The sequence below is a fragment of the Nocardioides sp. zg-1230 genome (assembly GCF_013155335.1).
Taxonomy (GTDB): domain Bacteria; phylum Actinomycetota; class Actinomycetes; order Propionibacteriales; family Nocardioidaceae; genus Nocardioides.
Genome location: NZ_JABJQZ010000008.1, coordinates 486015 through 508731 on the forward strand (window position 1 = coordinate 486015; position 22717 = coordinate 508731).

The following is a 22717-nucleotide window of genomic DNA, read 5'->3' on the forward strand; positions in this document are numbered from 1 at the left end:
GTCAGCCGGCGAGGCGCTCGGCCGCGGCGGCCACCCGCTCGTCGGTGGCGGTGAAGGCGACGCGGACGTGCTGGCGGCCGGTGGGGCCGTAGAACTCACCCGGCGCGACGAGGATCCCCTGCTCGGCGAGCGAGGAGACGGTCGTCCAACAGTCCTCACGGCGGGTCGCCCAGAGGTAGAGCGAGGCCTCGGAGTGGTCGATGCGGAAGCCGGCGGCCTCGAGGGCGTCCTTCAGCTGCGCCCGGCGCGCGGCGTAGCGGGCATGCTGCTCGTCCACGTGCGCGTCGTCGTCGAGCGCGGCGATCATCGCGCGCTGCTGGGGGCCGGGCATCTGGAGGCCGAGGTTCTTGCGCACCGCGAGCAGCTCGCCGACCAGGGCGGGGTCGCCGGCCAGGAAGGCGCAGCGGTAGCCGGCCAGGTTGGACCGCTTGGACAGGGAGTGCACGGCGAGCAGGCCGTCGAGGGAGCCCCCGTTGACCTGCGGGTCGAGGATCGACAGCGGCCGCTCGTCGGGGTCGTCGGACCACGCGCACTCGATGTAGCACTCGTCGGAGACGAGGATCGTGCCGCGCTCGCGGCACCAGTCGACGACCTTGCGCAGGTGGGTCAGCGGCAGCACGCGGCCGGTCGGGTTGGCCGGGCTGTTGAGCCACAGCAGGCGCGGGGTGCGCGGCCCGAAGGCGGTGAGCGAATCGGTCGCCAGGCTGTCGGCACCGGCGAGGGCGGCGCCGACCTCGTACGTCGGGTAGGCGAGGGCCGGATAGCCGATCAGGTCACCCGGGCCGATGCCGAGGTGGAGCGCCATCGAGCCGATGAGCTCCTTGGACCCGGTCACCGGCAGCACGCCGTCGAGCCCCAGCCCGGTCACGCCGTGGCGCCGGGCCAGCCAGTCGATCGCCGCCTGCCGCGTGGCCTCCAGCCCGATGGTGGTCGGGTAGCCCGGGGAGTCGGCGGCAGCGCGCAACGCGTCCTGGACGACGGCGGGAGTCGGGTCGACGGGCGTGCCGACGGACAGGTCGCACACCCCGTCGGGGTGCGCCCGCGCCGTCGCGGCGTAGGCCGTGAGCTTGTCCCAGGGGAAGTCCGGGAGCCGGCCAGAGACCGGCGCGGAGGTCACTCGTCGTGCTCCTGCGGGGGCAGCGCGGCGACGAGCTCGTGGTCCTTGTCGATGACACCCATCTTGGCGGCGCCGCCGGGCGAGCCGAGGTCGTCGAAGAAGTGGACGTTGGCGTCGTAGTAGCCCTTCCACTCCTCCGGGGTGTCGTCCTCGTAGAAGATCGCCTCGACCGGGCAGACGGGCTCGCAGGCGCCGCAGTCGACGCACTCGTCAGGGTGGATGTAGAGCATCCGCTTGCCCTCGTAGATGCAGTCGACAGGGCACTCGTCGACGCACGCGCGGTCCTTGAGGTCGACGCACGGCTGGGCGATGACGTAGGTCACCAGGTCCTCCTGAAGGCGGATGTGAGCGGGGCTTGCAGTTCCCTCACTCTAGTATCCGGCGGGTGCCCGACACGCCAGAACCCCACCCCGGCGAGACGGACGAGGCGCGAGCCGGCCGGCACCGCCTCGGTCCCCACGTCGTCGGCCAGCGCGTCGTCGTACGCCACCTGCTGCCCGACGGCCGTGCGAGCGACGTCCTTGGCACGTGTACGGCGTGGGGCGCGGACTCGCTGACGATCGACCGGGAGGGACACGGACCGGTCGTCGTCGCGCTCGCCGACGTCGTGACCGGCAAGCCCGTCCCGCCCCGGGCATCGGTGCGCGCGCGGGTCGCGGCGCAGGAGGTCGAGGAGCACGTCGCGGCGCTGTGGGACTCCGTCACGACCGAGCCGCTGGGCCGGTGGCTGCTGCGGGCCTCTCCCCCGCACGGCGGCCGGCTGCGACGTCGGGGCAACTCGGCGCTGGCGATGCACGAGCCGGGGATCGGCTGGGCGGACGCGGCGTTCGGCGTACGACGCTTCTACGCGGCGCTCGACCAGACGCCGACCGTGCAGGTCGAGCGCGACTCGGTGGTGGAGCGGACGCTGGCTCCGCTGGGCTTCGTGCCGATGGGCGACGGCGACGCGCACGCCCAGCTGGCCTCGGTGGCGCGGGCGCTGCGCTCGGTGCGAGCAGCCGCGCCGGACGTGCCGGCCACCCTCGACGAGGGCCCCGGCTCGATCACGGTCACCCTCGGCTCCGGGGCGGCCACCGGGCGCGGCGTGCTGTCGGGCGACTGGCTCCTCGTCGAGTCACTGGCGGTCGAACCGGACCACCGACGTCGCGGCCTGGCCACCGCCGTGCTGGCGGAGGTCCTCGACTGGGGCGCCTCGCTGGGAGCCACCACGGCTCTGCTGCACGTCGAGACCGACAACGCCGGCGCGATCGCCCTCTACGAGCGCCACGGCTTCGTCACCCACCACACCAACCGCTACCTCGTCGCCACGTAGCGCGTCCTCACCCGCGCCGCGCTCACCTGCCGTCCTGTTGGATGGCGACGTGAGCACCGCGCAGCGCACCGCACCCGCCGCCACCGGAGCCGACCGCGGCCGCCAGGTCGTCGTGACCCTGGCCGAGGTCTTCTGCGTCATCGGCACCCTCGTCGGGGTCGGGGTCATCGGCACCCGCGTCGAGGAGTCGTCCGGCGGCGCGCTCGCCGCCGACGCCACCCTGCTCGCCCCGCTGGGCCCGGCCTTCTCGATCTGGTCGGTGATCTACGTCGGGCTCGCGGCCTACACCGTGTGGCAGTGGCTGCCGGCCTCGACCGCCGACCCGCGCGCCCGCCGTACGGGCTGGCTCGCGGCGGCGTCGATGGTGCTCAACGCGGGCTGGCTGCTGGTCACCCAGCAGGGCTGGCTGTGGGCGAGCGTCGTGGTGATCCTGGCACTCGTGGTCGTGCTGGGGCTGCTCGTGCAGCGCCTGGCGGACCTCGGACCGGCACCCTCGCTCGTGCAGCGCGTCGTGGTCGACGGCACGTTCGGGCTCTACCTGGGCTGGGTCGCGGTGGCCACCTGCGCCAACGTCACCGCCACCCTGGTCGCCGACGGCGTCGAGACCTCCACCCTCGTGGGCGAGGTCGTCGCGGCACTGGTCATCGCCGTGGTCGTCGCGGTCGCAGCGGTGGTCGTCGCACGCACCGGCCCGCGCTGGACCGTCGCCGCGGCTGCCGCCTGGGGCCTGGCCTGGATCGCCGTCGGCCGGCTCACCGACGAGCCGGCCTCCACCCTGGTCGGCGTCGTCGCCGCAGTCGCAGCCGTCGCCGTGCTCGGGCTCACGGCCCGGGCGGCGTCGCGGGACTGACCCGCCGAGCCGCTAGCCCGCAGGTCTGTCCGGGAGCGCCGCCTTGGCGCGCAGGAACGGCTCCACGCGCGTCATCGTCGGCGGCTCCACCAGGCCACCGCCCGCGTCGGTCCACGGACTCTCGGACTCGGCGAGGTACCGGTTGAGCGCCATCGTGCGGGCAGGCACGTCCGCCACCGGCGCGAGGACGCGGGCGGCCACCGCGAAGACCGCTGCGGGAGCCGACAGCACTCGCACCCGCCGACCGAGAACGTCCGCGTACACCGCGGCGACGTCGTCCCAGGACAGGACCTCGGGCCCGGCGACGTCAACCGGACCGGACGCCCCATCCGGACGGAGCGCGGCCTCGACGCACGCGCGCGCCGCGTCTGCCACCGCGATGAAGGCGTGCCGGTGGGTCGCCGGCCCTGGAACGAGCATCACACCGCGGTCCTCCACCAGCCGTCCCGTCACCCTGCGGAACCGACGCAGGAACGGCGACGGACGCCCGAGCGTCGCGTGCTCCTCGCCCCGCAGCGGGACCGACGAGCCGACCAGCGCCAGCCAGACGTCCATGAACGGCGGGAGCCGCAGCACCCACGACTCCATCGGCGAGGAGAGGATCCGCTGCTCCAGCTCGCGACGGCCGCGCACGAGGGGCACTTCGTCGTCGGCGGCCGTGACGGGGACCGACGGGAGCACGACGCGGCGTACGCCGACCGCCTCCGCGTCGTCGACCAGCTCGACCTTCGCCCGGTCCACGAGCGCAGGACGATCACCCTGACGCGGAGCGACCGCGTTCGCCGACAGGATCACGCACTCGGCGCCCTCGAGCGCCCGGCGACGGGCATCGGACCCGGACGTCAGGTCGAGCTCCACGACGTCGACACCCGCGTCGGCGAGCGTCGCGCCGCGGCGGGCGTCTCGCACCGAGGCCCGGACGTCCGCGTGCCGGTGCCGCAGCTCGGCGCAGCAGGCGGCCCCGAGCTGACCGTTGCCGCCCACCACCATCACGACCATGACGCTGCCTCCGTGGACAGCATCCGCCCGTCTCTGACGACGGTCAACGCCGGTCTGCCCAGGGCCCCGCACCGGAAATCGGCTTGCTGCCGGGCCTCGGCCTCACCCACCATGGTGCCGACGACCGCGGGGCCTGACACACCCCCTGCAACCCGGCAGAGCAGCGGCCGTCCGCGCGTCCGGCGTCACCGACGAGAGGCCGGCACCCTCCGGGGCCGCCGGCGAAGGTGTGGTGGCACCGCGACCTTGCCCCCGCCCACACCTCCAGGGCTCACACACCTGGAGGAACTCATGCGAACGCTCTGCCACGACCTGTCCGCCTCGACGCCCGGCGAGGAGGTCGTCCTCGAGGGCTGGGTGCACCGGCGCCGACCCCTCTCCCGCGTCACCTTCCTCGTCGTGCGCGACCGCAGCGGGCTGGCCCAGGTCGTCCTGCCCGCAGGCACGCCCGTGCCGCCCGAGGAGACCACCGTCCGGGTCACCGGCACGGCGACCGCCAACGCGCAGGCGCCGGGCGGCATGGAGGTCACCGACGCGACCGTCGTGGCGCTGACCGAGGAGGCGGCGACGCCCCCGGTCGAGCTGTGGCGACCAGGCCTCGACGTCGCGCTGCCCACGCTGCTCGACCACGCCCCGGTGATGTGGCGCCACCCCGCCCAGAGCGCGCGATGGGAGCTCGCGGCCGCGTCGCTGCGCGGCTTCCGATCCACCCTCGACGGGCTGGGCTTCACCGAGGTGGCGACGCCCAAGGTCGTGGGTACGGCGACCGAGTCGGGCGCGAACGTGTTCCCGGTCGACTGGTTCGGGCGAGCGGCGTACCTGGCCCAGAGCCCGCAGTTCTACAAGCAGCAGCTGGTGGGGGTCTTCGAGCGCGTCTACGAGGTCGGCCCGGTCTTCCGCGCCGAGCCGCACGACACCGTGCGCCACCTGGCCGAGTACCGCTCCCTCGACGTCGAGCTCGGCTTCGTCGAGGACCATCGCGACGTCCTGGCCGTGCTGCGCTCCGTGCTTGCCGGGATGGTCGCGGCCGTGTCGGCGGAGGGCGCCGCCGTCGCGCGCACCGGTGCCCGGCTGCCGGTCGTGCCCGAGGAGATCCCGGTGATCCACTTCGCCGACGCGCTGGCGCTCGTCGGGGCGTCCGCCGACGAGCCCGACCTCGCGCCGGAGCACGAGCGCGCGCTCGGCGCCTGGGCGCTCGCCGAGCACGGCAGCGACTTCGTGGCGGTCGAGGGCTACCCGATGGCGAAGCGGCCGTTCTACACCCATCCCTGGCCCGGCGACGAGCGCTGGTCCAACAGCTTCGACCTGCTCTTCCGGGGCCTGGAGCTGGTCACCGGTGGCCAGCGGCTGCACCGCGCCTCGGACTACGAGCACGCGATCCGGGCACGCGGCGAGGACCCTGCGGCGTACGACTCCTACCTGCAGGCGTTCCGCCACGGGATGCCACCGCACGGCGGCTTCGCGATCGGGCTGGAGCGCTGGGTCGCCCGGCTCGTCGAGGCCGCGAACGTCCGCGAGGTGACGCTCTACCCCCGCGACCTCAACCGGCTCACGCCGTAGGGGGCTACTCGTCGACGGCGTCGGGGTTGGTGCAGATCACCGTGTCGCTGGGGATGTAGGTCGTGCTGAAGACCTCGTCCGCGCGGTCCTCGGTGTTCTCGCCGACCGGCTCGAAGTAGCGCGTCACGTCGATGTCGAAGCCGCCGAAGCCCTCGTTGGCGTGGCACGTCAGGGAGTCGATGCGCCGCGTCTCGGGCTGGGTGAGGTTGTGGCGCTCGCCGGTGGTCGTGGTGATGTCCCACCACTTGGTGGAGTACATCGTCACGGTCACCGCGCCCGAGGACGACGGGGTCGAGTCGGTGAACGAGGTGTCGATGAGCACGCCGTAAGGGGTGTCGTTGCGGAAGCGCAGGTCGACCGCACCCCAGGCGACCGTGGCCTCGCGGCCGACGGGGTAGCGGTCGATGTAGAACGAGTGCGGCTTGTGCTCGACGTCCTCGAGCCCGGCGAAGAACATCCCGTTGAACAGCGTGGTGGCCATCTGGGAGACGCCGCCGCCGAGGTCCTGCACGAGGATCCCGTCGTTGATGACGTAGCCCTTGGTGAACCCGTTGGCCTCGGTGCGCTCACCGACGGTGTCGTTGAGCGAGAACGTCTCCCCCGGCTTGAGCAGGGTGCCGTCGACGATCTCGGCGGCGCGTCCGATGTTGACGTTGCGGTACTCGGCGTAGGGGAAGTAGGTCGTGAAGGTCGAGACCTGCTCGCGGACCTGCAGGGCGCGGGCGTCCTTGGTGGTGAACTCGGGCTTGGCGACCTTGGCGGTGAGGGCCAGGTTGCGCTCGCCCTGCGGTTTGGCGACGGCGGTCAGGAAGCCGGCCTCGAGCTCGGCCGGGTCGAAGGTCACGCCCGGCTTGGCCGGCACGACCTGGGGCCGGCCACCGACCAGCGCGACGGTGGCGTCGACGGGTGCGCCCTGGGTGACCTTGGCGCCGACCACCTCCGACAGCTTCGCGGGGTCGAGCGTCGGCACCAGCTCGCCCTCGGTCGGCACGAGGGACAGGGCGGCCGTGTAGTCGGCCGGGAACACCTTGACGTCCGACCCCTCGAACGTCAGCGTCACCGGGGCGGCGACGGCCGGGGATGCGAACTGGTCGAGCGCCTCCTGCACGTCGGAGCCGTCGATGTCGGGCTGCACCTCCACCATCTCCAGGGTGACGGCCTCGGGTGACTCCTCGAGGAACGCACCCTCGAGGGCCGTCAGGGTGTCGCTGGGGTCGAGCGCCCGGCCGGCGCGTGCGTCGGTGGTCTCGATCCGCTCGCCCGCGAAGGAGATCGCCCCGTCCCGGGCGGTTGCGCCGTGCTGCTCGTCGAGGCCTGCGATGAAGGCGTTGTAGGTGGTCTCGTCGACCTCGACCACGGCCTCGGAGGCCTCGCCGCCGGTGAAGTAGTTCCAGAGCCGGACGGGGTCCCAGCTCTCCTCGCCACCGGCCTCGGCGACGGACGCCTCGTAGTCGACCGAGAGGCCTGCCTGGGCGGGGTCGACGGCCACCTGCGCGCCCTCGACGGTCGTCGCGATGTCGCGCGCGACCCGGTCGGCGAGCCCCGCGCGGAGCCGCTCGGCGGCCTCGTCCTGGGGGTGCCCGCCGATGCGGACACCGGAGACGGTCGTGTTGCGCGGGACCTTGTCGCCGGCGACGTAGTGCGCGGCGACGTAGAGCCCGCCGAACAGCACCGCGAGCCCGAGCAGCAGCCACAGCACGACCTTGGCGCCCGCCTTCTCACGGGGCTGCGCGTCACTGGGCTGGTTCGTCGGCACGCGACTGGTCTGGTTCGTCGGCACGCGGCGAGTCTAGGAGGGCAGACCCCGAACTCCCGGATCGTCGGCGCGCCCCGGACCGTCCGCCCCGGTCGTACGACGCCCAGCTCCCGCGGTCACCAGGGCCGCCACCAGGAGCACCGCCGAGCCGGCCAGGAAGGACCATCCGACCTCGTCGGCGCCGATGAGGAAGCCACCTCCCGGACGCTCGAGGGCGCCCCGCAGCACGGGCACGCACCAGCCCGCCGCGAACGCGGTCCGAGGCCCGCCGGGCGGCAGCCAGGCGAGGGTGACGAGTGCCGCGCCCAGGGCCAGGAGCAGGCCCCACCAGTGCTGGTGGACGAGCGTGCCCGCGGCACCGGAGACCAGGCCCACGACGAGGGCCGCCAGCCCCAACCCCGCTCTCATGGGGCCGCCCTCGCAGCGCCGACCGTCACAGGCCCGCGAACAGGTCCTCCTCGAACCCGTCCGCGCCGGTCGCGCCGGCGGTGCCCTTGGCGAGGCGGTAGTACTCGTCGGCCCAGTAGGAGTGGCCGCTCTCCGCTCCGGAGAAGAAGTGGCCGTCGGGCTCGACCTGGGTGGCGTGCTTGGCCAGGGCGTCCATCTTGCGCTGGACGGTCGCGGAGCCGTCGACGCGGGCACTGATGAGCTCGTCGGGCGTCACGAACGGCGGCAGCTTGCCGTCGGGCTCCATCCCGGCGAACGTCTCGGTGTCGCCGGACTCGCGGAGCTGGCGCAGGCTCTCCCGCATCCGCGACTCGCTCATCGCGGTCCAGTAGATCTTGGCGACGTCGTGCGGCTCGCCGAGCTCGAGCCGGTAGGACGGCACGGCCGCGAGCTGGGCGGCGTACATCGCGACCCGGTGGGCCTGGATGTGGTCGGGGTGACCGTAGCCGCCGAACTGGTCGTAGGTGACGAGCACCTGCGGGCGGACCTCGCGGATCACCTCCACGAGCTCGTCGGCGGCCTCGGTGAGGTCGGCGTTCCAGAAGGCGTTGTCGGGGATCTCCTCGGCGGCCACGGCGTGGCCTTCCTCGTGCCAGGCCATGCCGGAGTCGTGGAAGCGCCCGAAGCCGCCGAGGAAGCGGTGGTCGGTGACGCCGATGACCCTCATCGCCTCGTCGAGCTCGCCCCGACGGTGCTCGCCGAGCCCGCCCTTCTCCTCGTGGGCGAGGTAGGAGAGCTCGGGCACGAGCACCTCCCCCATCTCGCCGGCGGTGCAGGTGACGAGGGTGACGCCGACGCCGTCGTCGACGTAGCGCGCCATGGTGGCGCCGTTGTTGATGCACTCGTCGTCTGGGTGGGCGTGGACGAGCAGCATGCGGCGGTCGGGACGGTGCGTCATGGATGTCAGCCTAGGTCTGGGCGCTTGATGCGCTTGGGCGCGGTCGGCAGGTGCAACGGCGCCGAGGGGGCGCCCTGTTCCCGGGCCTGCTCCGCGCCGTCGTCCTCGTCGAGCCAGCCGTCGTGGGCGTCGACGAGGACCTCGAGCATGAACGCCGGGGCGTCGCTCAGCACCGCCCACGGGTGGTCCTCGTCGTCGTCCTCCCCTGCCAGCCGCTCGCGCTCGACGTGCGCCTCGAAGCCGTCCGCCCGGAGCCGGGCCACGACCGCCTGCGCGTCGTCCTCGTCGAAGAAGATCGCCCTCACGGGGGCCATTCTCCCTCGGGTCTCCCTCGGGTCTCCCTCGGGCCGGTGTCCACCGACGCGGCTGGCTAGTGTCGGGGGATGACCACCGCCTCGGAGTCGCCGTACGTCCAGGGGGTGCACCTGCGCCGCACCGACGAGAACGTCCGTGAGATCGCGGCCCTCGCCTCGGTGCTGGGCGAGCCGACGGGGCTCGACGGGCTCCTGGGCGACCTCAAGTACGAGGTGCGTCGGGCGCGGGTCGTGCCCCGGCTGCTCGGCCGGGCGGTGCGCGAGGCGTACCGCTGGGACGACTACGACGAGCGCGACGAGCAGTGGTACCCCCAGGGGATCTCCACCAGCGCCGACGCCTCCGACACCGAGGCGTTCCAGACGCGTGCCGGCGACAGCCGCCGGGTGGTGGTGACGACGTGGTACTCCACCGGCAGGGACGGCGTGAAGCGCGGCTCGCGGGTGACCTTCGTCGACCTCGACTCCGGGAAGTACCGCCACGTCCTGCTCGTCTCCCCCGTCTTCGACGAGGCCGGCCGGCTGGTGCTGCGGCCGATGAAGATCCACGCCGGCGGCATCGTGTGGGCCGGCCCCTACCTCCACATCGCGGCGACCGGGCGCGGCTTCGTCACCGCCCGGGTCGACGACATCATGCGGGTGGCCGGCGACGACGACCACCCGGACCGCTTCGGCCTCGAGGGCACGTCCCTCCACTCCTACGGCCACCGCTACGTCCTGCCCGTGCGGTTCACCTACCAGGCCTTCGCCGACGAGGGCCACGAGAAGCTGCGCTACTCCTTCATGTCGCTCGACCGCCGCTCCGAGCCGCCGGCACTCCTGGCGGGCGAGTACGCGCTCGACCCCGACGCCACGACCCGGCTCGCGCGCTACGAGCTCGACCCGGCCACATGGCAGCTCGCCACGGGCGACGACGGCTTCTCCCGGCCCCTGGCGATCGACGAGGGCGGGGTCCGGCAGATGCAGGGCGCCGTGCTGGCGGGGGGCCGCTACCACGTCACGGTGTCCCACGGCCCGTGGATGCCCGGCAGCGTGTTCGCCGGCCGGCCCGGCTCGATGCGCGAACGCCGCTGGGCGCTGCCGATGGGGCCGGAGGACCTGAGCTACTGGCCCTCGACCGACCGGATCTGGTCGCTCACCGAGCACCCACGCCGGCGCTGGATCGTGTCAATGGACCGCCGCTGGTTCGACTGAGCCGTCGGGTCAGCGCGCACGGAGCCACCTGGCGACCTGCGGCACACCGTCGAGCCAGCCCAGCTCGGCGGCGTACAACGCGCGGCGGCCGCGCTGCCGCGGCTTGTGGTCCCACTTCCCGGTGCCAGCGCACGGGAGCGCGGTGCCGCGGCAGGTCCAGCCGTGCAGGAACGCCGTCAGCTCGCCGTCGCGCCGCTCCACGAGGTCGGCTCCGCCCGGCCCGCAGAGGCCGGTGGTCGTCGTGTCCAGGAACACCCCGGCCACGGCCGCCGACCAGTCGAGCAAGGCGGTCGAGCGCCGCCAGGTGGTCGAGTAGCCGCATCGGGTCCAGTCGCCCTCCGAGGCCAGCAACACGTAGCCCTCCGGCCGCAGGGTGAGCACCGGGTTCTCCAGGACGCCCTCGGAGCGCAGCAGCTCGATGCTCGTCGCCCCCGGCTTCACCGACTGCCCGTCGCGGGTCAGGGCGACGAGGCGCACGCTGGACGGGATCCGGTCGGTCTTGTAGAGCAGGTACGACGACCCGTCGGCGTCGCGGAACCAGGACGGGTCGATCACCCCGGCGCGCGGCAGCGTGGGGTCGCGCGGCAGCAGCGGGTCCTGCGCGGTCGGCGTGCCGGCGTAGGACGGGCACACGAGCGGGGCGCTCCCCACGGGTCGGAACGGGCCGCGGGCGGCACGCGAGCGGGCCACGCCGATGCAGCGCCCGTGCTCGCCCATCCCCTTCACCGGGGTGGCGTAGTAGAGGAGCCAGCGGCCGCGGACCCGAGCCACGTCGACCGCCCACACCCCGCCCTCGCGCGACCAGGACGGCTTGTGCGTCAGCAGGCCGGGGCCGCGTCGCCACGGGCCGTCGGCCTGGCGCGACCAGGCGTGCGGCACGAGGTCGCCGGTGGCGTAGGCGACGAGCCCGCCGGGCGAGGAGACGACCGCGGGGTCGGGGAAGTCGAGGTTGAGCACCGGGCGCGGCACCCACTCCTCGGCGGACGCGGGACGGGCCACCGACAGCACGGTCGCGGCGAGCAGCAGCACGAGCAGGCGTGCTGCTCCTCGGTTCGGCACCGGGGGAACCTACCCCGGCGTCGGCTCAGGCGGGCAACAACTCGCGCAGTGCCTCGACGGTCCAGTGCGGCGCGACCCCGTCGGCGCCGGCCACGTAGCCGACGCGGGCGTCGGCGTCGAGCCCGAACCCGTCCGCCAACCCCTCGAGCATCGTGCGGACGTACGCCGCGGACGGGGCGGCGGCCGTCGGCACGCGCGTGCCGGTGAGGGTGAGCATGCGGCGCCCGTCGAGCTCACCCAGGTCGAGCAGGACGTCGTAGGTGCGGGAGAACCCGTGGCGGGTCGGACCGCCGTCGGCGGCGAGCACGAGGTCCCTCCCCACCGGGTGTCGCGCCTCCTGCGCGACGAGGTCGCCGAGCTGCTCGAGGCGCAGCAGGTAGGCACGCGCGTGGACGACGCCGTCGCCATCGGGCACGAAGAAGGCCATCCCGCCTCCCCACACCCCCGACTCACCGGCGAAGGCCAGGCGCCCGGTCAGCTCGACGGGCCGGTGGTCCCGTGGCGGGGACGGGTCGCGGCACCCGTCGTAGTGGCGGGCGGCTCCCGGAGGACGACCACCGGCGACGTAGCAGCCCAGCCGCTCGGTCGACAGGTTCGTCCCGTACGCGGCGTACCAGACACAGGTCCCCGGGTCGCTCACACGGACAGGGTCCCTCACCTGGGCAAGGTCCCCGGCGCGAGCGCCGCGGTCGCCTCCTCCAGCAGGGCCTCGGTGGCGTCCTGGTAGGTCTGCCAGGCCTGCTCGGGGCTGTCGCCGATCGCCGTCATGCCGAGCCGGCCGCACTCGGTGACGCAGCTGAGCATGTGGAACACGACGCCCGTCTTGTGGGAGTGGTCGAAGTGCAGCCGCTTGCGCACCACGACGTCGAAGACGTCGCGCGGGGTGAGCGCCCGGAGCCGGTCGTCCTCGAGGTGGTCGGTCGCGACGAGGAACTTGGGGGCGCCGGACGCCGTGCGGTAGAGCCCGGCGTCGCCGTCGTACTCCCCACCGACGAGGAACTGCAGGGTGAGGAACGGGTGCGTGGTGCCGCCCTTGCGGAGGTTGAGCTCGATCGCGTGGGCGGTCCAGTCGCCGGCACGGTCGCGGACGACGACGAAGTCGACCGCGAACCGCCCCAGCACGCCGCGCTGGGCGAGGTCGCGCCCGACCGCCACGGCCGGCTCGACGATGAGGCGGGAGTACGCCGGATCTGCGGGGAACACGCAGCCGAGGTACTTCTGCCCGCTCGCTCCGCCGAGCAGCTGGTCGTGGGTCGACAGCAGCTCGACGGTCCGGTCGGGCAGCACCCGCATCTGCACGCTCGGGCTGGTGATCGCGGTCCCGGTGATCCGCTCCTCCACCACCCCGCCGAGGCGCTCGAAGTCGGCGAGGAACGCCTCCACCCCGACGTCCGCCGCCTCCGGCCGCAGCTCACTGATCCGGGCGCGCACGGCGGCCTCCTCGCCCGGCCCTCCCGGGGCGGGCAGGCCCGCGAGGTCGACGAGCGCGTTGCCCGAGCCGGAGACGCCCTCGTTGATCTTGACGATGACCTCCGCGAGCGACGGGAGGTCGGCCCGCATCCTCGTCATCGCCGTCGCGAGGTCGTCCACCGTCCGGAGGTCCTCGGCCCCGACCGGGGCACGGACGCCGACGTCGGCGAAGAGGCGACGGCACCCGGACTTGCTGCCGAGCGACGCGAGTCGCGGGTCGGACCCATACATCGGGATGCCGAGGCTGATCGCCACGTCGCGCTCGAGCTCGGTCGTCGTGTAGGGGATGAGGTGGCTGACCGACCGGTCGGGGACCAGCTCGCCGATGCGGCGCAGCACGCGCGGCCGGTCGAGCACCTTCTGGCTCAGCGGCCGCGTCGACGCGTCACCGACCGACACCAGCCGCAGGCGGCGGCGCGCGTTGCTCGGGATGACCCCGGGCAGCAGGCCGAGGTAGTAGTCGACGATCTCGTCGGCGATGGGCGAGGAGGTGACGTAGACGAGGGTCAGCATCGGCTGCCTCAGGAGCAGCAGCTGGAACAGCGCGCGCTCCTCCATCGCCTGCATCAACGTCCCGTTCGTCGCCGTCGAGCTGTCGAGGCTGATCGACGGCACGACGACCGCCGACTCCCCGGGCAGGTCGCGCCGCATGGCGTCCCACACCTGCGGCAGCCGCTGCTGGAGGTCGTCGAAGACGGCGTAGCGCTGCTCCTCGTCCAGGCCCGCCAGCACGTCCATCCGCCTACCTCCCGGTCGTCTCCAGCACGTCGTGGACCCGCACGGGCCGGCTGAACCCCCTGGGCTGCACGTCGCCGACCACGTCGGCCGCGACCTTCTCCTCGACCTGCGCCAGCACGCGGTCGGTCACCAGGACCTGCCACGGGCCGGCGTCCGAGCACAACCGGGCCGCGAGGTTGGTGACGCTGCCGATGGCCGCGTAGTCCGAGCGACCGGGGTAGCCGATCCGGCCCAGCGTGGCGAACCCCTGCGCCACGCCGACGCCCAGCGACAGGTCGTGCCCCCGGCGCGCCCAGCCGGACGCGAGACGTCGTACGTCCTCGCGCACCGCCAGCGACATCGCGATCGCCGCGCCGGCCGGCTCGGGCACGGGCACGGGGTCGTTGAAGAAGACCATCACGCCGTCGCCGGTGAACCGTTCGAGCGTGCCGCCGTGCTCCTCGATCCGAGCCCCGAGGGCCAGGTGGAACTCGCCAAGCACGTGCATCACCTCCTCGGGCTCCGAGGCCTCGGCGAAGGAGGTGAAGCCACGGAAGTCGCAGAAGACCACGACGATCTCGCGGCGGTGGCTGGCCAGCAGTCCCTCGTCGTTGACGACCACGTCGGCCAGCTGCGGCGACAGGAAGCGGCGCAGCCGTCCCATGCGCTCGATCTCCTCGACCTGTGCGGCCACCCGGGCCTCGAGCTCGCGGTTCCAGGTGGCGATCTCGGCTGCCTGGCGGCGGACGGTGTCGTGGTAGCCCTTGATCCGCGCGAGCGAGCGGACCCGGGCCAGCAGCTCGGACTGGTCGAAGGGCTTGGTGATGAAGTCGTCGGCGCCGGCCTCGAGCCCCTCGAGCCGCTGCGCGCCGCCGCCGGCGGTGATCATCACGACCGGCAGGAACTGGGTGCGCGGGTCCTGCCGGATCCGGCGGCACACCTCGCAGCCGTCCATCCCGGGCATCTGCACGTCGAGCAGCACGACGTCGACGTCGGTCGACCCGAGCAGGTCGAGGGCCTCCTGCCCGCTCGAGGCCGCGAGGACCTCGAAGCCCCGCGGCGCGAGCACCGCGTCGAGGAGGCGCAGGTTCGCCGGCTGGTCGTCGACCGCGAGGACGGTCTGCCCGGTCACGACCCACCTCCGTTCAGGAAGCGCTCCACCTGCTCGGGGAGCGACCGCGGGCTGATCGGCTTCTCCAGGTAGCCGTCGAACCCCGCGCTGCGCGCCCGGTCGCGGTCCTCGGCCATCGCCAGGGCGGTCACGGCGACGACGGGTACGCCGTCTGCCAGGACGCCGTCGCGCAGCCGGCGCAGCGTCTCGTGGCCGTCGATGCCCGGGAGCTGCAGGTCCAACAGCACGAGGTCGGGCGGCTCGCTCACCGCGGACGCCAGCCCCAGCTCGCCCGTGGACGCCGCGGCCACGTCGTAGCCGGCGTGCTCGAGGACGGCGCGCACCAGCTTGAGGTTGAGCTCGTTGTCCTCGACGACCAGGACCTTGGGACTCACGACACACCACCACCCACCGGGTCGAGGCCCGCACCGAGGCCGGGAACGTCGAGCGCCTCGAGGAGGTCCTCGCGCCGCACGGGCTTGAGCAGGTACGCCGCGGCCCCGAGCCGGAGGCCGCGCTGCCGCTCGTCGACGATCGACACCACCACGACCGGGATGGAGCGGGTGACCGGGTCCGCCTTGAGCCGGGTGAGCACCTCCCAGCCGTCCATGCGGGGCAGCCGGATGTCCAGCACGACCGCCAGCGGGTTCGCCGTACGGGCGAGGGCCAGCGCCTCCAGCCCGTCACGCGCGCGCAGCGCCTGGACGGGGGTGGCCGAGAGGTAGGCGGTCATCAGGTCGAGCGAGGCGCGGTCGTCGTCGACGAGGAGGACGGCGCGCCCACCGGCTGTCCCGCTCCCGCCGGCCGCCTCGACGCGCGGCAGCGGCACCCGGAAGGCGAAGGTGCTCCCGCCGGCGTCCGTCGGGGGCTCGAGCCACAGGGTCCCGCCGAAGAGGGCGACGATGCGCCGGGACAGGGTGAGCCCGAGACCGGTGCCCTCCTCCTGTGGCGTGCTCCGACGGCCCTGCTGGAACGACTCGAAGATGCGCTCGCGGTCCTCGGCCGGCACGCCGACGCCGGTGTCGGTCACCCGGACCAGCACGTCACCCTCGTCGCGCTCGGCCCGGACGTCGACCCGCCCGCCGTCCGGGGTGAACTTCACCGCGTTCGACACCAGGTTGAGCACCACCTGCTTGAGCCGCAGCTCGTCCCCCCACACGATCCCTACGTCGTCCGCGACCTCGAGGCCGAGCTCGATCCCGTGGGAGGCGGCTCGCTCACGGACCAGCGACAGCACGTAGTCGAGGCAGGCCTGCACCGACACCAGGCTCGGCTCGAGGACCATGCGTCCCGCCTCGACCTTGGAGAGGTCGAGGATCTCGTTGAGCAGCTCGAGCAGGTGCTTGCCCGACGCCCAGATGTCTCGCAGGTACTCCTCCTGGCGCTCGTTGAGGTCGCCGAACAGCCGGTCGAGGAGGACCTCGGAGAAGCCGATGACCGCGTTGAGCGGCGTCCGGAGCTCGTGGGACATGCTGGCGAGGAACTCGGACTTGTGCCTGCTCGCGACCTCCAGCTCGGCCCGCTTCGTGTCGAGCTCCCCGTAGAGACGCGCGTTGACGATGGCGAGCCCCGACTGGTTGGCGAAGGTCTGCAGCAGCTCGGGCGTCTCGGTGGCGAAGCCGCCGCTCGAGCGCCGCCTGATCACCAGGGCGCCGACGAGCTGGTCGCGTCGGACGAGGGGCACGGCGAGCAGCGAGCGCCAGCCGTCGGCGTGGAGCACGTCGAGGTGCTCGTCGCGGGGCACGGCCGCGAGGTCCGTGATCTCGAGCGTCGAGCGCTCGGCCGCTGACCGTCCGACCGGCGACGTGGACCGCGCGATGCGCAGCTCACGCAGGCGCGCGGTCAGGCCCTCGGTGCCGCCGGCGGTGGCCCGCACCAGGAAGCAGTCCTCGGCGGTGTCGTACTCCATGATCGACCCGCCGTCCGCGCCGGTGAGGCGTACGGCGCCGCTGACGATCTCGCCGAGCACCTCCTCGAGGTCGAGGCTCGAGCTCACGGCGTCGCCGATCTCGCGGAGCACCTCGAGCTGGTCGACCTTGGCGGCCAGCTCCTGGCTGCGGGTCTCCAGCGCGGCGACGAGCTCGACCTGGCGCAGGACGATCGCCGCCTGGGTGGCGAACGTGCTGATCAGGTCGACCTCACCGGCGTCGAACGGGCGGGCCCGGATGCGCCACACGGACAGGATCCCGATCACGTCACCGTCGAGGAGCATGGGCGACGAGAGCAGCGACCGGTAGCCGGCGAGGTGTTGCAGGTCGTGCCGTCCGTAGTCCGGATCTGCCAGGACGTCGGCGATCTGCTGGGTGGTCCGGTCGAGGGCCACACGACCGAGCAGGCTGTCGCGCCCCATGGCCATGGGGTGCTCCTGCTGGTGGCGACGGAACTCGTCCGGCACGTTGCCGGCCACCCGGGACAGCCGGAACGTCCCGTTCTCACCGAGGTAGAGCTGCGCGGCGTCGGCCCGGCACATCCGGGCGGCGCGCTCGATGATGGTGTCGAGGACCTCGCCCGGATCGGCACCCGCGCGTCCCAGCGCCTCGAGGATCTCGCGCGTCGCCGCCGCCTGCTCCTGGGCGTCGACGAGCCTGCGGTGCACGTGTGCACCGCTGCCGGTTCCCGTCGTCTGGGCTTCCTCCATGTCCTCCATGGCACCGTCCCTGCAGCGCCCCCGCGCTTCGAGTGTGCTCCCGGCACCCCGGACCAGCAAGACCCGATTTGGGGATGGGCCAGGTCCCCCTGACGGGGTCCGCGCTCAGGGCCGCAGCGTGGCCGGGAGCGTCTCGAAGCCGCGCAGGATGCGCGTCTCGCGGCGGCGGGCACCCGGCTCGAGCCTGAGGCCGGGGAAGCGTTCCCAGATCGCACGCAGCCCGACCTCACCCTCCATCCGCGCGAGCTGGGCGCCGAGGCAGTGGTGCCGGCCGGCGGAGAAGGAGATGTGGTCACGGGCGTTGGCGCGAGCCACGTCGAAGCGCAGCGGGTCGGTGAAGACGTCGGGGTCGCGGTTGGCCCCACCGAGGATCGCGGTGACCATCGACCCGCCACGCACCTCCCGCCCACCGACTTCCGTGTCGCGGACCGCCATGCGGCCGGTGAGCAGCACGGGCGGGTCGAGACGCAGCGCCTCCTCGACGACGTTGGGCCACAGCGACGGGTCGGCGGTGACCCGGGCCCGCTCCCCGGGGTGGTCGTGCAGCAGCGCGATGCCGTTGCCGAGCAGGTTGACGGTCGTCTCGAAGCCGGCGGCGAGGACCAGCCCGGCGGTGGACTTCAGCTCCGTCTCGTCGAGACCGCGGCCCTCCTCGCGGACGGCGACGAGCTGGCTGAGCAGGTCGTCGCCCGGGGTGCGGCGCAGCGTCTCCAGGTGCCGGCCGAGCCAGGCGTCGAACTGCCCCAGCGCCCGCGTGACGGACCGGTAGCGACGGAAGCCCAGCCCCAGGTCGAGGCTGGGCGCGGCCGCAGAGCCGAAGTCGAGCACCTGGGCCCGCTCCCGCTCGGGCACCCCGAGGATCTCCGCGATGACGGTGACGGGCAGCACCGAGCAGTAGGCCTCGACGAGGTCGACGGGTCCCGACGCCCGTCGCTCCAGGGAGTCGAGCAGGTCGGCGGCGATCTCCTCGGTCCGCTCGCGCAGCCGCTCGACCGCCCGCATCGTGAAGACGCGGGTGACGAGCTTGCGGTAGCGGGTGTGGTCGGGCGGCTCGGTCACGAGCAGCGACGGCGGCTCGACGGGGTGCAGCGTGGTGGGAGCGGCCCAGCGCGAGATCCGGCCGAGGGGCCCCTGCGCGGTCGGCAGGCCCGTGCGGAAGTCGTCGCTGGTGAGCACGTGGCGCACGGCGGCGTGGCTCGTGGTGACGTGGCCGATGCCGGAGCGGTAGAGGGTGCCGCGTGACCGGATCTCCTCCACGAGGTCGAAGACCTCGTCCGAACCCGTCGCCCCGAGCCGGATGAGCCGGGCCTGGAGGTCGCCCCGGGCAGCCGCGCGACGCAGGTAGAGCGTCGGCATGCCGTGGGCCACGCCCCAGTGGACCGCCGACCTCAGCTCAGTGGTGGGCGCCGCCATGACCCGAGGGTAGTGCTGCCTAGGCTGGCCGGCATGTGGCTCGTGGTCGACCTCCTGCTCGTCGCCGTCTTCGCGGTGCTCGGCCGGCTGAGCCACCACGACTCGCTCACCGCCGCCGGCTGGTGGACGACCGCGTGGCCGTTCCTCGCGGGCACGCTGCTCGCGTGGACGGCGCTGGCCGCCCTGCGGCGACCCCCGGCCGCGGTCACCTCCGGCCTGGTCGTGTGGGCGGGGGCGCTCGTCGGGGGCATGGCGCTGCGGCAGGCGAGCGGGCAGGGCACCGCGACCGCGTTCGTCGTGGTGGCGACCCTCGTCCTGGGAGCGCTCCTGGTGCTGCCGAGGTTCGGTGCGAGGTTCAGCAGCGTCGGCGCCCGGGCCGGTGCTCGTGACTGACGCCGACGCCCGCCCGCGCGGCGCCGTACGCTCCACCGGCCTCGCGTTCGGCGTCCTCCTCGCCGCCGTGGTCCTGGTCTCGGTCAACCTGCGACCCGGCGCGTCGTCGCTCGGGCCGGTGCTCGAGGAGCTGCGCACCGGGCTGGGCATGAGCGCCGCGGTCGCCGGCGCCCTGACCGGCCTGCCCGGGCTGGTCTTCGGGGTCGTCGGAGCCGTCTCGGTGGTCTTCGCGCGAAAGGTCGGGATGACCGCCGGGATCACGATCGGGCTCGCGGCGGCCGCCCTCGGCCTGCTCCTGCGCGTCACGACCAGCGACGTGCCGGTCTTCCTCCTGCTCACCGTCGTCGGACTGGCCGGCATGGCCGTCGGCAACGTCCTCGTGCCCGCCTGGATCAAGGCCCACGGCCACACGGTCGCGCTGACAACCGTCTACGGCACCGGGCTCGTCGTCGGCGCCACCCTCAGCTCCGTGGCGACGGCGCCGGTCAGCGAGGCGGCCGGGTCGTGGCGGGCCGGCCTCGGCATGTGGGGACTCCTCGCGCTGCTCGCCCTCCCCCTGTGGGTGTGGCTCAGCGTCCACGAACGCCGCTCCCCCGCCGAGCACCAGGTCAGCGGGGACGCCGCCCCCAGCGGGCGCATCGTCCACTCCCCGACCGCGGTGGCACTGACCGTCCTCTTCGGCGTGCAGTCGATGCACGCCTACGTCCAGTTCGGCTGGCTGCCGCAGGTCTACCGCGACGCCGGCATCTCCGCCTCGCACGCAGGGGCCCTCCAGGCCCTGCTCTCCAGCGTCGGCATCGCCGGCGCCCTGGTGCTGCCGACGGTCATCGCGCGCGGACGTGGGCTGCGGCCGATGGCCGTGTCCTTCGGCGTGCTCATGGCGCTCGGCTACACCGGCCTCGTCCTCGCCCCGGCCACGCTCCCGTGGCTGTGGGCGCTCATGCTCGGCTACTCCGGGCTGGCGTTCCCGACCGCGATCGCGCTCATCACCGCCCGCACCCGCCACCCGTCGGTGACCGCGCAGCTCTCCGGCTTCGTTCAGCCCGTCGGCTACGCCCTCGCCGCGATCGGGCCGTTCCTGGTGGGCCTCGTCCACGAGGCCACCGGCGGCTGGACGCTCGTCCTCGTGCTGCTCGCCCTCACCTCGGTGCCGCTGACCCTCGCGGGCGTTCGCGTGGCGCGACCGACGTACGTCGACGACGAGATCTGACGCGCGCCGTTCGTCGCTCTGTCAGGATCTGGGCGTGAGGCAGTGGGTGGTGGTCGTCGGCGGCACCAACATGGACGTCGTCGCCCGTACGTCCGCGCCACTCGTCCCGGCGACCAGCAACCCGGGCCACACCCGGATCTCACCCGGCGGCGTGGGCCGCAACATCGCCGCCTGCCTCGGACTGCTCGGCGCGCCGGTGCGGCTGGTGTCCGCCGTCGGCGACGACGCCTTCGGTGACGAGGCGCTGCGCGTGACGGCCGCGTGCGGTGCGGACGTGTCGGCCGTACGCCGCGCGCCCGGCGCCACCGGCACCTACACCGCCGTGCTCGACGACCGCGGCGAGCTCGTGGCCGCGGTGTCAGACATGGCGATCGTCGACCGGCTCGTGCTCGAGACCGTGCACCTCACCGACGCCGCGCTGGTCGTGCTCGACGGCAACCTCGCCCACGCCCAGGCGACCCGGGTCGTCGCCGCGGCCGCGGCCGCGGGCGTCCCGCTCGCGTTCGAGCCGGTCTCGGTGGCGAAGGCCGGGCGGCTGGCGGACCTGGTGCACGACCTCTTACTCGTCACGCCCAACTCCGACGAGCTCGCCGCCCTCACCGGCCGGCCCGCCTCGGACTGGCGCGCCTCGGTCGCCGACCTCCACGACCGGGGCGTCGAGCACGTGTGGCTGCGGCAGGGGGCGGACGGCTCCTGGATGTGCAGCCGGGGCGCGGAGCCGACCCACCTGCCCGCCACAGCCGCCACCGTCGTCGACGTGACCGGCGCGGGCGACGCGATGCTGGCCGCGTGGGTCGCGGCGTGGCTCGGCGGGGCCGACCCCGTCGAGGCCGCGCGCCTCGGTCACCGCGCCGCAGCCGCCACCGTCGAGAGCCCCCACACCGTCCGGCCCGACCTGGCCGACGTGCTCGCCCGACCCGAGGAGCGCCCCTGATGCTGACGATCACCGACGAGGTCCGCGACGCGCTCGCGGCGGGGCGGCCCGTCGTCGCACTGGAGAGCACGATCATCAGCCACGGCATGCCGTACCCGCAGAACGTGGAGATGGCTCGCACCGTCGAGGGCATCGTCCGCGACGGCGGCGCGGTGCCGGCGACGATCGCGGTGCTCCACGGCAGGCCGACCATCGGCCTCTCCCCCGACGACCTCGAGCTGCTGGCCTCGGACGCATCGGTCATGAAGGTCTCGATCCGCGACCTGCCCTACGTCGTCTCGCGCGGGCTGCACGGGGCGACGACGGTCGCGTCGACGATGCGGCTGGCGGCCCTCGCCGGCATCAGCGTCTTCGTGACCGGCGGTCTCGGCGGCGTGCACCGCGGGGCGGAGACGTCGTACGACGTGTCGGCTGACCTCACCGAGCTGTCGACGACGTCGGTCGCGGTGGTCTGCGCCGGCGTGAAGAGCATCCTCGACATCGGGCTGACGCTGGAGAAGCTCGAGACGCTCGGCGTGCCCGTCCTGGGCTACCGCACGGACGAGTTCCCGTCGTTCTTCTCGCGCTCGTCGGGCTTCGGGGCGCCGATGCGGGTCGACTCCCCCGCCGAGGTCGCCGCGCTGATGCAGGCCAAGTGGGACCTCGGGCTGACTGGCGGCGTCGTCGTCGCCAACCCGATCCCGGCCGAGTCGGAGATCCCCGCGGAGGAGATCGGCGGCATCATCGAGCAGGCCCTCGCCGACATGGACTCCCTCGGCATCACCGGCAAGGACGCCACGCCCTACCTGCTGGGCCGCATCGTCGAGATCAGCGACGGCGCCTCGCTCGCGGCGAACATCGCGCTCGTCGAGCACAACGCCCGGCTCGGCGCGGCGATCGCGCGCGAGCACGCCTCGCGCTAGCGGCGGCGGTCGAACTCGCCGTCCCCGGTCGGCACGATGTCCTTGCCGAGCGGCGCCAGCGAGATCGGGATGAGCTTGAGGTCGGCCAGGGCGAGCGGGATGCCGATGATCGTGATGGCGAGCGCCACCGCGGACACGACGTGGGCGATGACGAGCCACCACCCTGCCAGCAGGAACCAGATCACGTTGCCGAGGAACGACCCCACCCCGGCGGACGGCTTGGCGACGATCGTGCGACCGAACGGCCACAGCGCGAACGTTGCGATGCGGAAGGACGCGATGGCCCACGGGATCGTGATGATCGGGATGCACAGCAGCACCCCGGCGAGCACGTAGCCCAGGAACAGCCAGATCCCGCCGAAGACCAGCCAGATGACGTTCAGCAACAGGCGCACGTGGCGATCCAACCAGACCACC

23 protein-coding genes are annotated in these 22717 nt (G+C 73.5%); 8 read left to right on the top strand and 15 right to left on the bottom strand.

All coding sequences use genetic code 11. The annotated features are described in order from the left end of the window. Position 1: 1 nt before the first annotated feature. Both dapC and fdxA read right to left on the bottom strand, forming a co-directional pair. The gene (gene dapC, locus HOO61_RS21690) at positions 2 to 1117 is read right to left on the bottom strand and encodes a succinyldiaminopimelate transaminase (RefSeq protein WP_367650273.1); all 1116 of its coding nucleotides are present in this window, start codon (positions 1115 to 1117) and stop codon (positions 2 to 4) included. After that, positions 1114 to 1440 (bottom strand): ferredoxin, encoded by a 327-nt coding sequence (fdxA, locus tag HOO61_RS23825; protein WP_056604759.1) that lies wholly within the window; start codon positions 1438 to 1440, stop codon positions 1114 to 1116. Before fdxA ends, dapC begins: the two co-directional genes overlap by 4 nt. Positions 1441 to 1502: 62 nt before the next feature. Here fdxA and HOO61_RS25080 point away from each other — a divergent pair, with 62 nt between their 5' ends. Both HOO61_RS25080 and HOO61_RS21700 read left to right on the top strand, forming a co-directional pair. Continuing rightward, positions 1503 to 2429, top strand: coding sequence for a GNAT family N-acetyltransferase (locus HOO61_RS25080; RefSeq protein WP_172261776.1), 927 nt, complete (start codon positions 1503 to 1505; stop codon positions 2427 to 2429). A gap of 49 nt (positions 2430 to 2478) precedes the next feature. Then, complete coding sequence (locus HOO61_RS21700) at positions 2479 to 3279, top strand: tryptophan-rich sensory protein (RefSeq protein ID WP_172261778.1); 801 nt, start codon at positions 2479 to 2481, stop codon at positions 3277 to 3279. 12 nt (positions 3280 to 3291) lie between these two features. On the opposite strand, the gene HOO61_RS21705 is transcribed toward HOO61_RS21700, so the two are convergent. Continuing rightward, positions 3292 to 4278 (bottom strand): SDR family oxidoreductase, encoded by a 987-nt coding sequence (locus HOO61_RS21705; protein ID WP_172261780.1) that lies wholly within the window; start codon positions 4276 to 4278, stop codon positions 3292 to 3294. A gap of 291 nt (positions 4279 to 4569) precedes the next feature. Between HOO61_RS21705 and aspS the strand changes: the two genes are divergently transcribed. Then, complete coding sequence (gene aspS / locus HOO61_RS21710; RefSeq protein ID WP_172261782.1) at positions 4570 to 5838, top strand: aspartate--tRNA(Asn) ligase; 1269 nt, start codon at positions 4570 to 4572, stop codon at positions 5836 to 5838. 4 nt (positions 5839 to 5842) lie between these two features. Here the strand turns inward: aspS and HOO61_RS25085 are convergent, their stop codons facing one another. From HOO61_RS25085 to HOO61_RS21730, 4 genes are read right to left on the bottom strand one after another with little or no spacing between them, the layout of a single operon-like run. Continuing rightward, complete coding sequence (locus HOO61_RS25085) at positions 5843 to 7618, bottom strand: VanW family protein (protein ID WP_172261784.1); 1776 nt, start codon at positions 7616 to 7618, stop codon at positions 5843 to 5845. A gap of 9 nt (positions 7619 to 7627) precedes the next feature. Further along, positions 7628 to 8002: a hypothetical protein gene (locus HOO61_RS21720; RefSeq protein WP_172261786.1), complete on the bottom strand. Its 375-nt coding sequence runs from the start codon at positions 8000 to 8002 to the stop codon at positions 7628 to 7630. A gap of 25 nt (positions 8003 to 8027) precedes the next feature. Beyond that, positions 8028 to 8939, bottom strand: coding sequence for an N-acetyl-1-D-myo-inositol-2-amino-2-deoxy-alpha-D-glucopyranoside deacetylase (gene mshB, locus HOO61_RS21725; RefSeq protein ID WP_172261788.1), 912 nt, complete (start codon positions 8937 to 8939; stop codon positions 8028 to 8030). Positions 8940 to 8944: 5 nt separating this feature from the next. Beyond that, the gene (locus tag HOO61_RS21730) at positions 8945 to 9244 is read right to left on the bottom strand and encodes a hypothetical protein (RefSeq protein WP_172261790.1); all 300 of its coding nucleotides are present in this window, start codon (positions 9242 to 9244) and stop codon (positions 8945 to 8947) included. A 78-nt stretch (positions 9245 to 9322) separates the two neighbouring features. On the opposite strand from HOO61_RS21730, the gene HOO61_RS21735 reads away from it, so the two are divergent. Further along, on the top strand, positions 9323 to 10444 hold the full coding sequence (locus HOO61_RS21735; RefSeq protein WP_172261792.1) for a hypothetical protein: 1122 nt from the start codon (positions 9323 to 9325) through the stop codon (positions 10442 to 10444). A 9-nt stretch (positions 10445 to 10453) separates the two neighbouring features. On the opposite strand, the gene HOO61_RS21740 is transcribed toward HOO61_RS21735, so the two are convergent. The 7 genes from HOO61_RS21740 to HOO61_RS21770 form a co-directional block, all read right to left on the bottom strand. Beyond that, positions 10454 to 11503: a family 43 glycosylhydrolase gene (locus HOO61_RS21740; protein WP_172261794.1), complete on the bottom strand. Its 1050-nt coding sequence runs from the start codon at positions 11501 to 11503 to the stop codon at positions 10454 to 10456. Between the two features lie 25 nt (positions 11504 to 11528). Continuing rightward, positions 11529 to 12143, bottom strand: a complete 615-nt coding sequence (locus HOO61_RS21745; protein WP_172261797.1) for a histone deacetylase — start codon at positions 12141 to 12143, stop codon at positions 11529 to 11531. 14 nt (positions 12144 to 12157) lie between these two features. Continuing rightward, on the bottom strand, positions 12158 to 13711 hold the full coding sequence (locus tag HOO61_RS21750) for a peptide ligase PGM1-related protein (protein WP_172261799.1): 1554 nt from the start codon (positions 13709 to 13711) through the stop codon (positions 12158 to 12160). 4 nt (positions 13712 to 13715) lie between these two features. Next, positions 13716 to 14822: a response regulator gene (locus HOO61_RS25090; protein ID WP_172261801.1), complete on the bottom strand. Its 1107-nt coding sequence runs from the start codon at positions 14820 to 14822 to the stop codon at positions 13716 to 13718. Then, positions 14819 to 15196 (bottom strand): response regulator, encoded by a 378-nt coding sequence (locus HOO61_RS21760; RefSeq protein ID WP_172261803.1) that lies wholly within the window; start codon positions 15194 to 15196, stop codon positions 14819 to 14821. The genes HOO61_RS25090 and HOO61_RS21760 overlap by 4 nt, the downstream gene beginning before the upstream one ends. Then, on the bottom strand, positions 15193 to 17439 hold the full coding sequence (locus HOO61_RS21765) for a GAF domain-containing protein (protein WP_172261805.1): 2247 nt from the start codon (positions 17437 to 17439) through the stop codon (positions 15193 to 15195). The genes HOO61_RS21760 and HOO61_RS21765 overlap by 4 nt, the downstream gene beginning before the upstream one ends. Positions 17440 to 17553: 114 nt before the next feature. Beyond that, positions 17554 to 18861 carry a cytochrome P450 gene (locus tag HOO61_RS21770; RefSeq protein WP_172261807.1) on the bottom strand — a complete coding sequence of 436 codons (1308 nt, stop codon included), beginning with the start codon at positions 18859 to 18861 and terminating at the stop codon, positions 17554 to 17556. Positions 18862 to 18894: 33 nt separating this feature from the next. Here HOO61_RS21770 and HOO61_RS21775 point away from each other — a divergent pair, with 33 nt between their 5' ends. Genes HOO61_RS21775 through HOO61_RS21790 form a run of 4 tightly spaced genes read left to right on the top strand, consistent with a single transcriptional unit; the run spans position 18895 to position 22300 of the window. Further along, a complete protein-coding gene (locus HOO61_RS21775) occupies positions 18895 to 19254 on the top strand; it encodes a DUF3054 domain-containing protein (protein ID WP_172261809.1) in 360 nt (119 codons plus the stop codon). Next, a complete protein-coding gene (locus tag HOO61_RS21780; protein ID WP_216659168.1) occupies positions 19241 to 20464 on the top strand; it encodes an MFS transporter in 1224 nt (407 codons plus the stop codon). The genes HOO61_RS21775 and HOO61_RS21780 overlap by 14 nt, the downstream gene beginning before the upstream one ends. A gap of 34 nt (positions 20465 to 20498) precedes the next feature. Further along, positions 20499 to 21398, top strand: a complete 900-nt coding sequence (locus HOO61_RS21785; RefSeq protein WP_367650274.1) for a carbohydrate kinase family protein — start codon at positions 20499 to 20501, stop codon at positions 21396 to 21398. Next, positions 21398 to 22300: a pseudouridine-5'-phosphate glycosidase gene (locus HOO61_RS21790; protein WP_172261811.1), complete on the top strand. Its 903-nt coding sequence runs from the start codon at positions 21398 to 21400 to the stop codon at positions 22298 to 22300. Before HOO61_RS21785 ends, HOO61_RS21790 begins: the two co-directional genes overlap by 1 nt. On the opposite strand, the gene HOO61_RS21795 is transcribed toward HOO61_RS21790, so the two are convergent. Next, positions 22297 to 22695: a YccF domain-containing protein gene (locus HOO61_RS21795; protein WP_172261813.1), complete on the bottom strand. Its 399-nt coding sequence runs from the start codon at positions 22693 to 22695 to the stop codon at positions 22297 to 22299. The genes HOO61_RS21790 and HOO61_RS21795 overlap by 4 nt on opposite strands. Positions 22696 to 22717 lie beyond the last annotated feature (22 nt).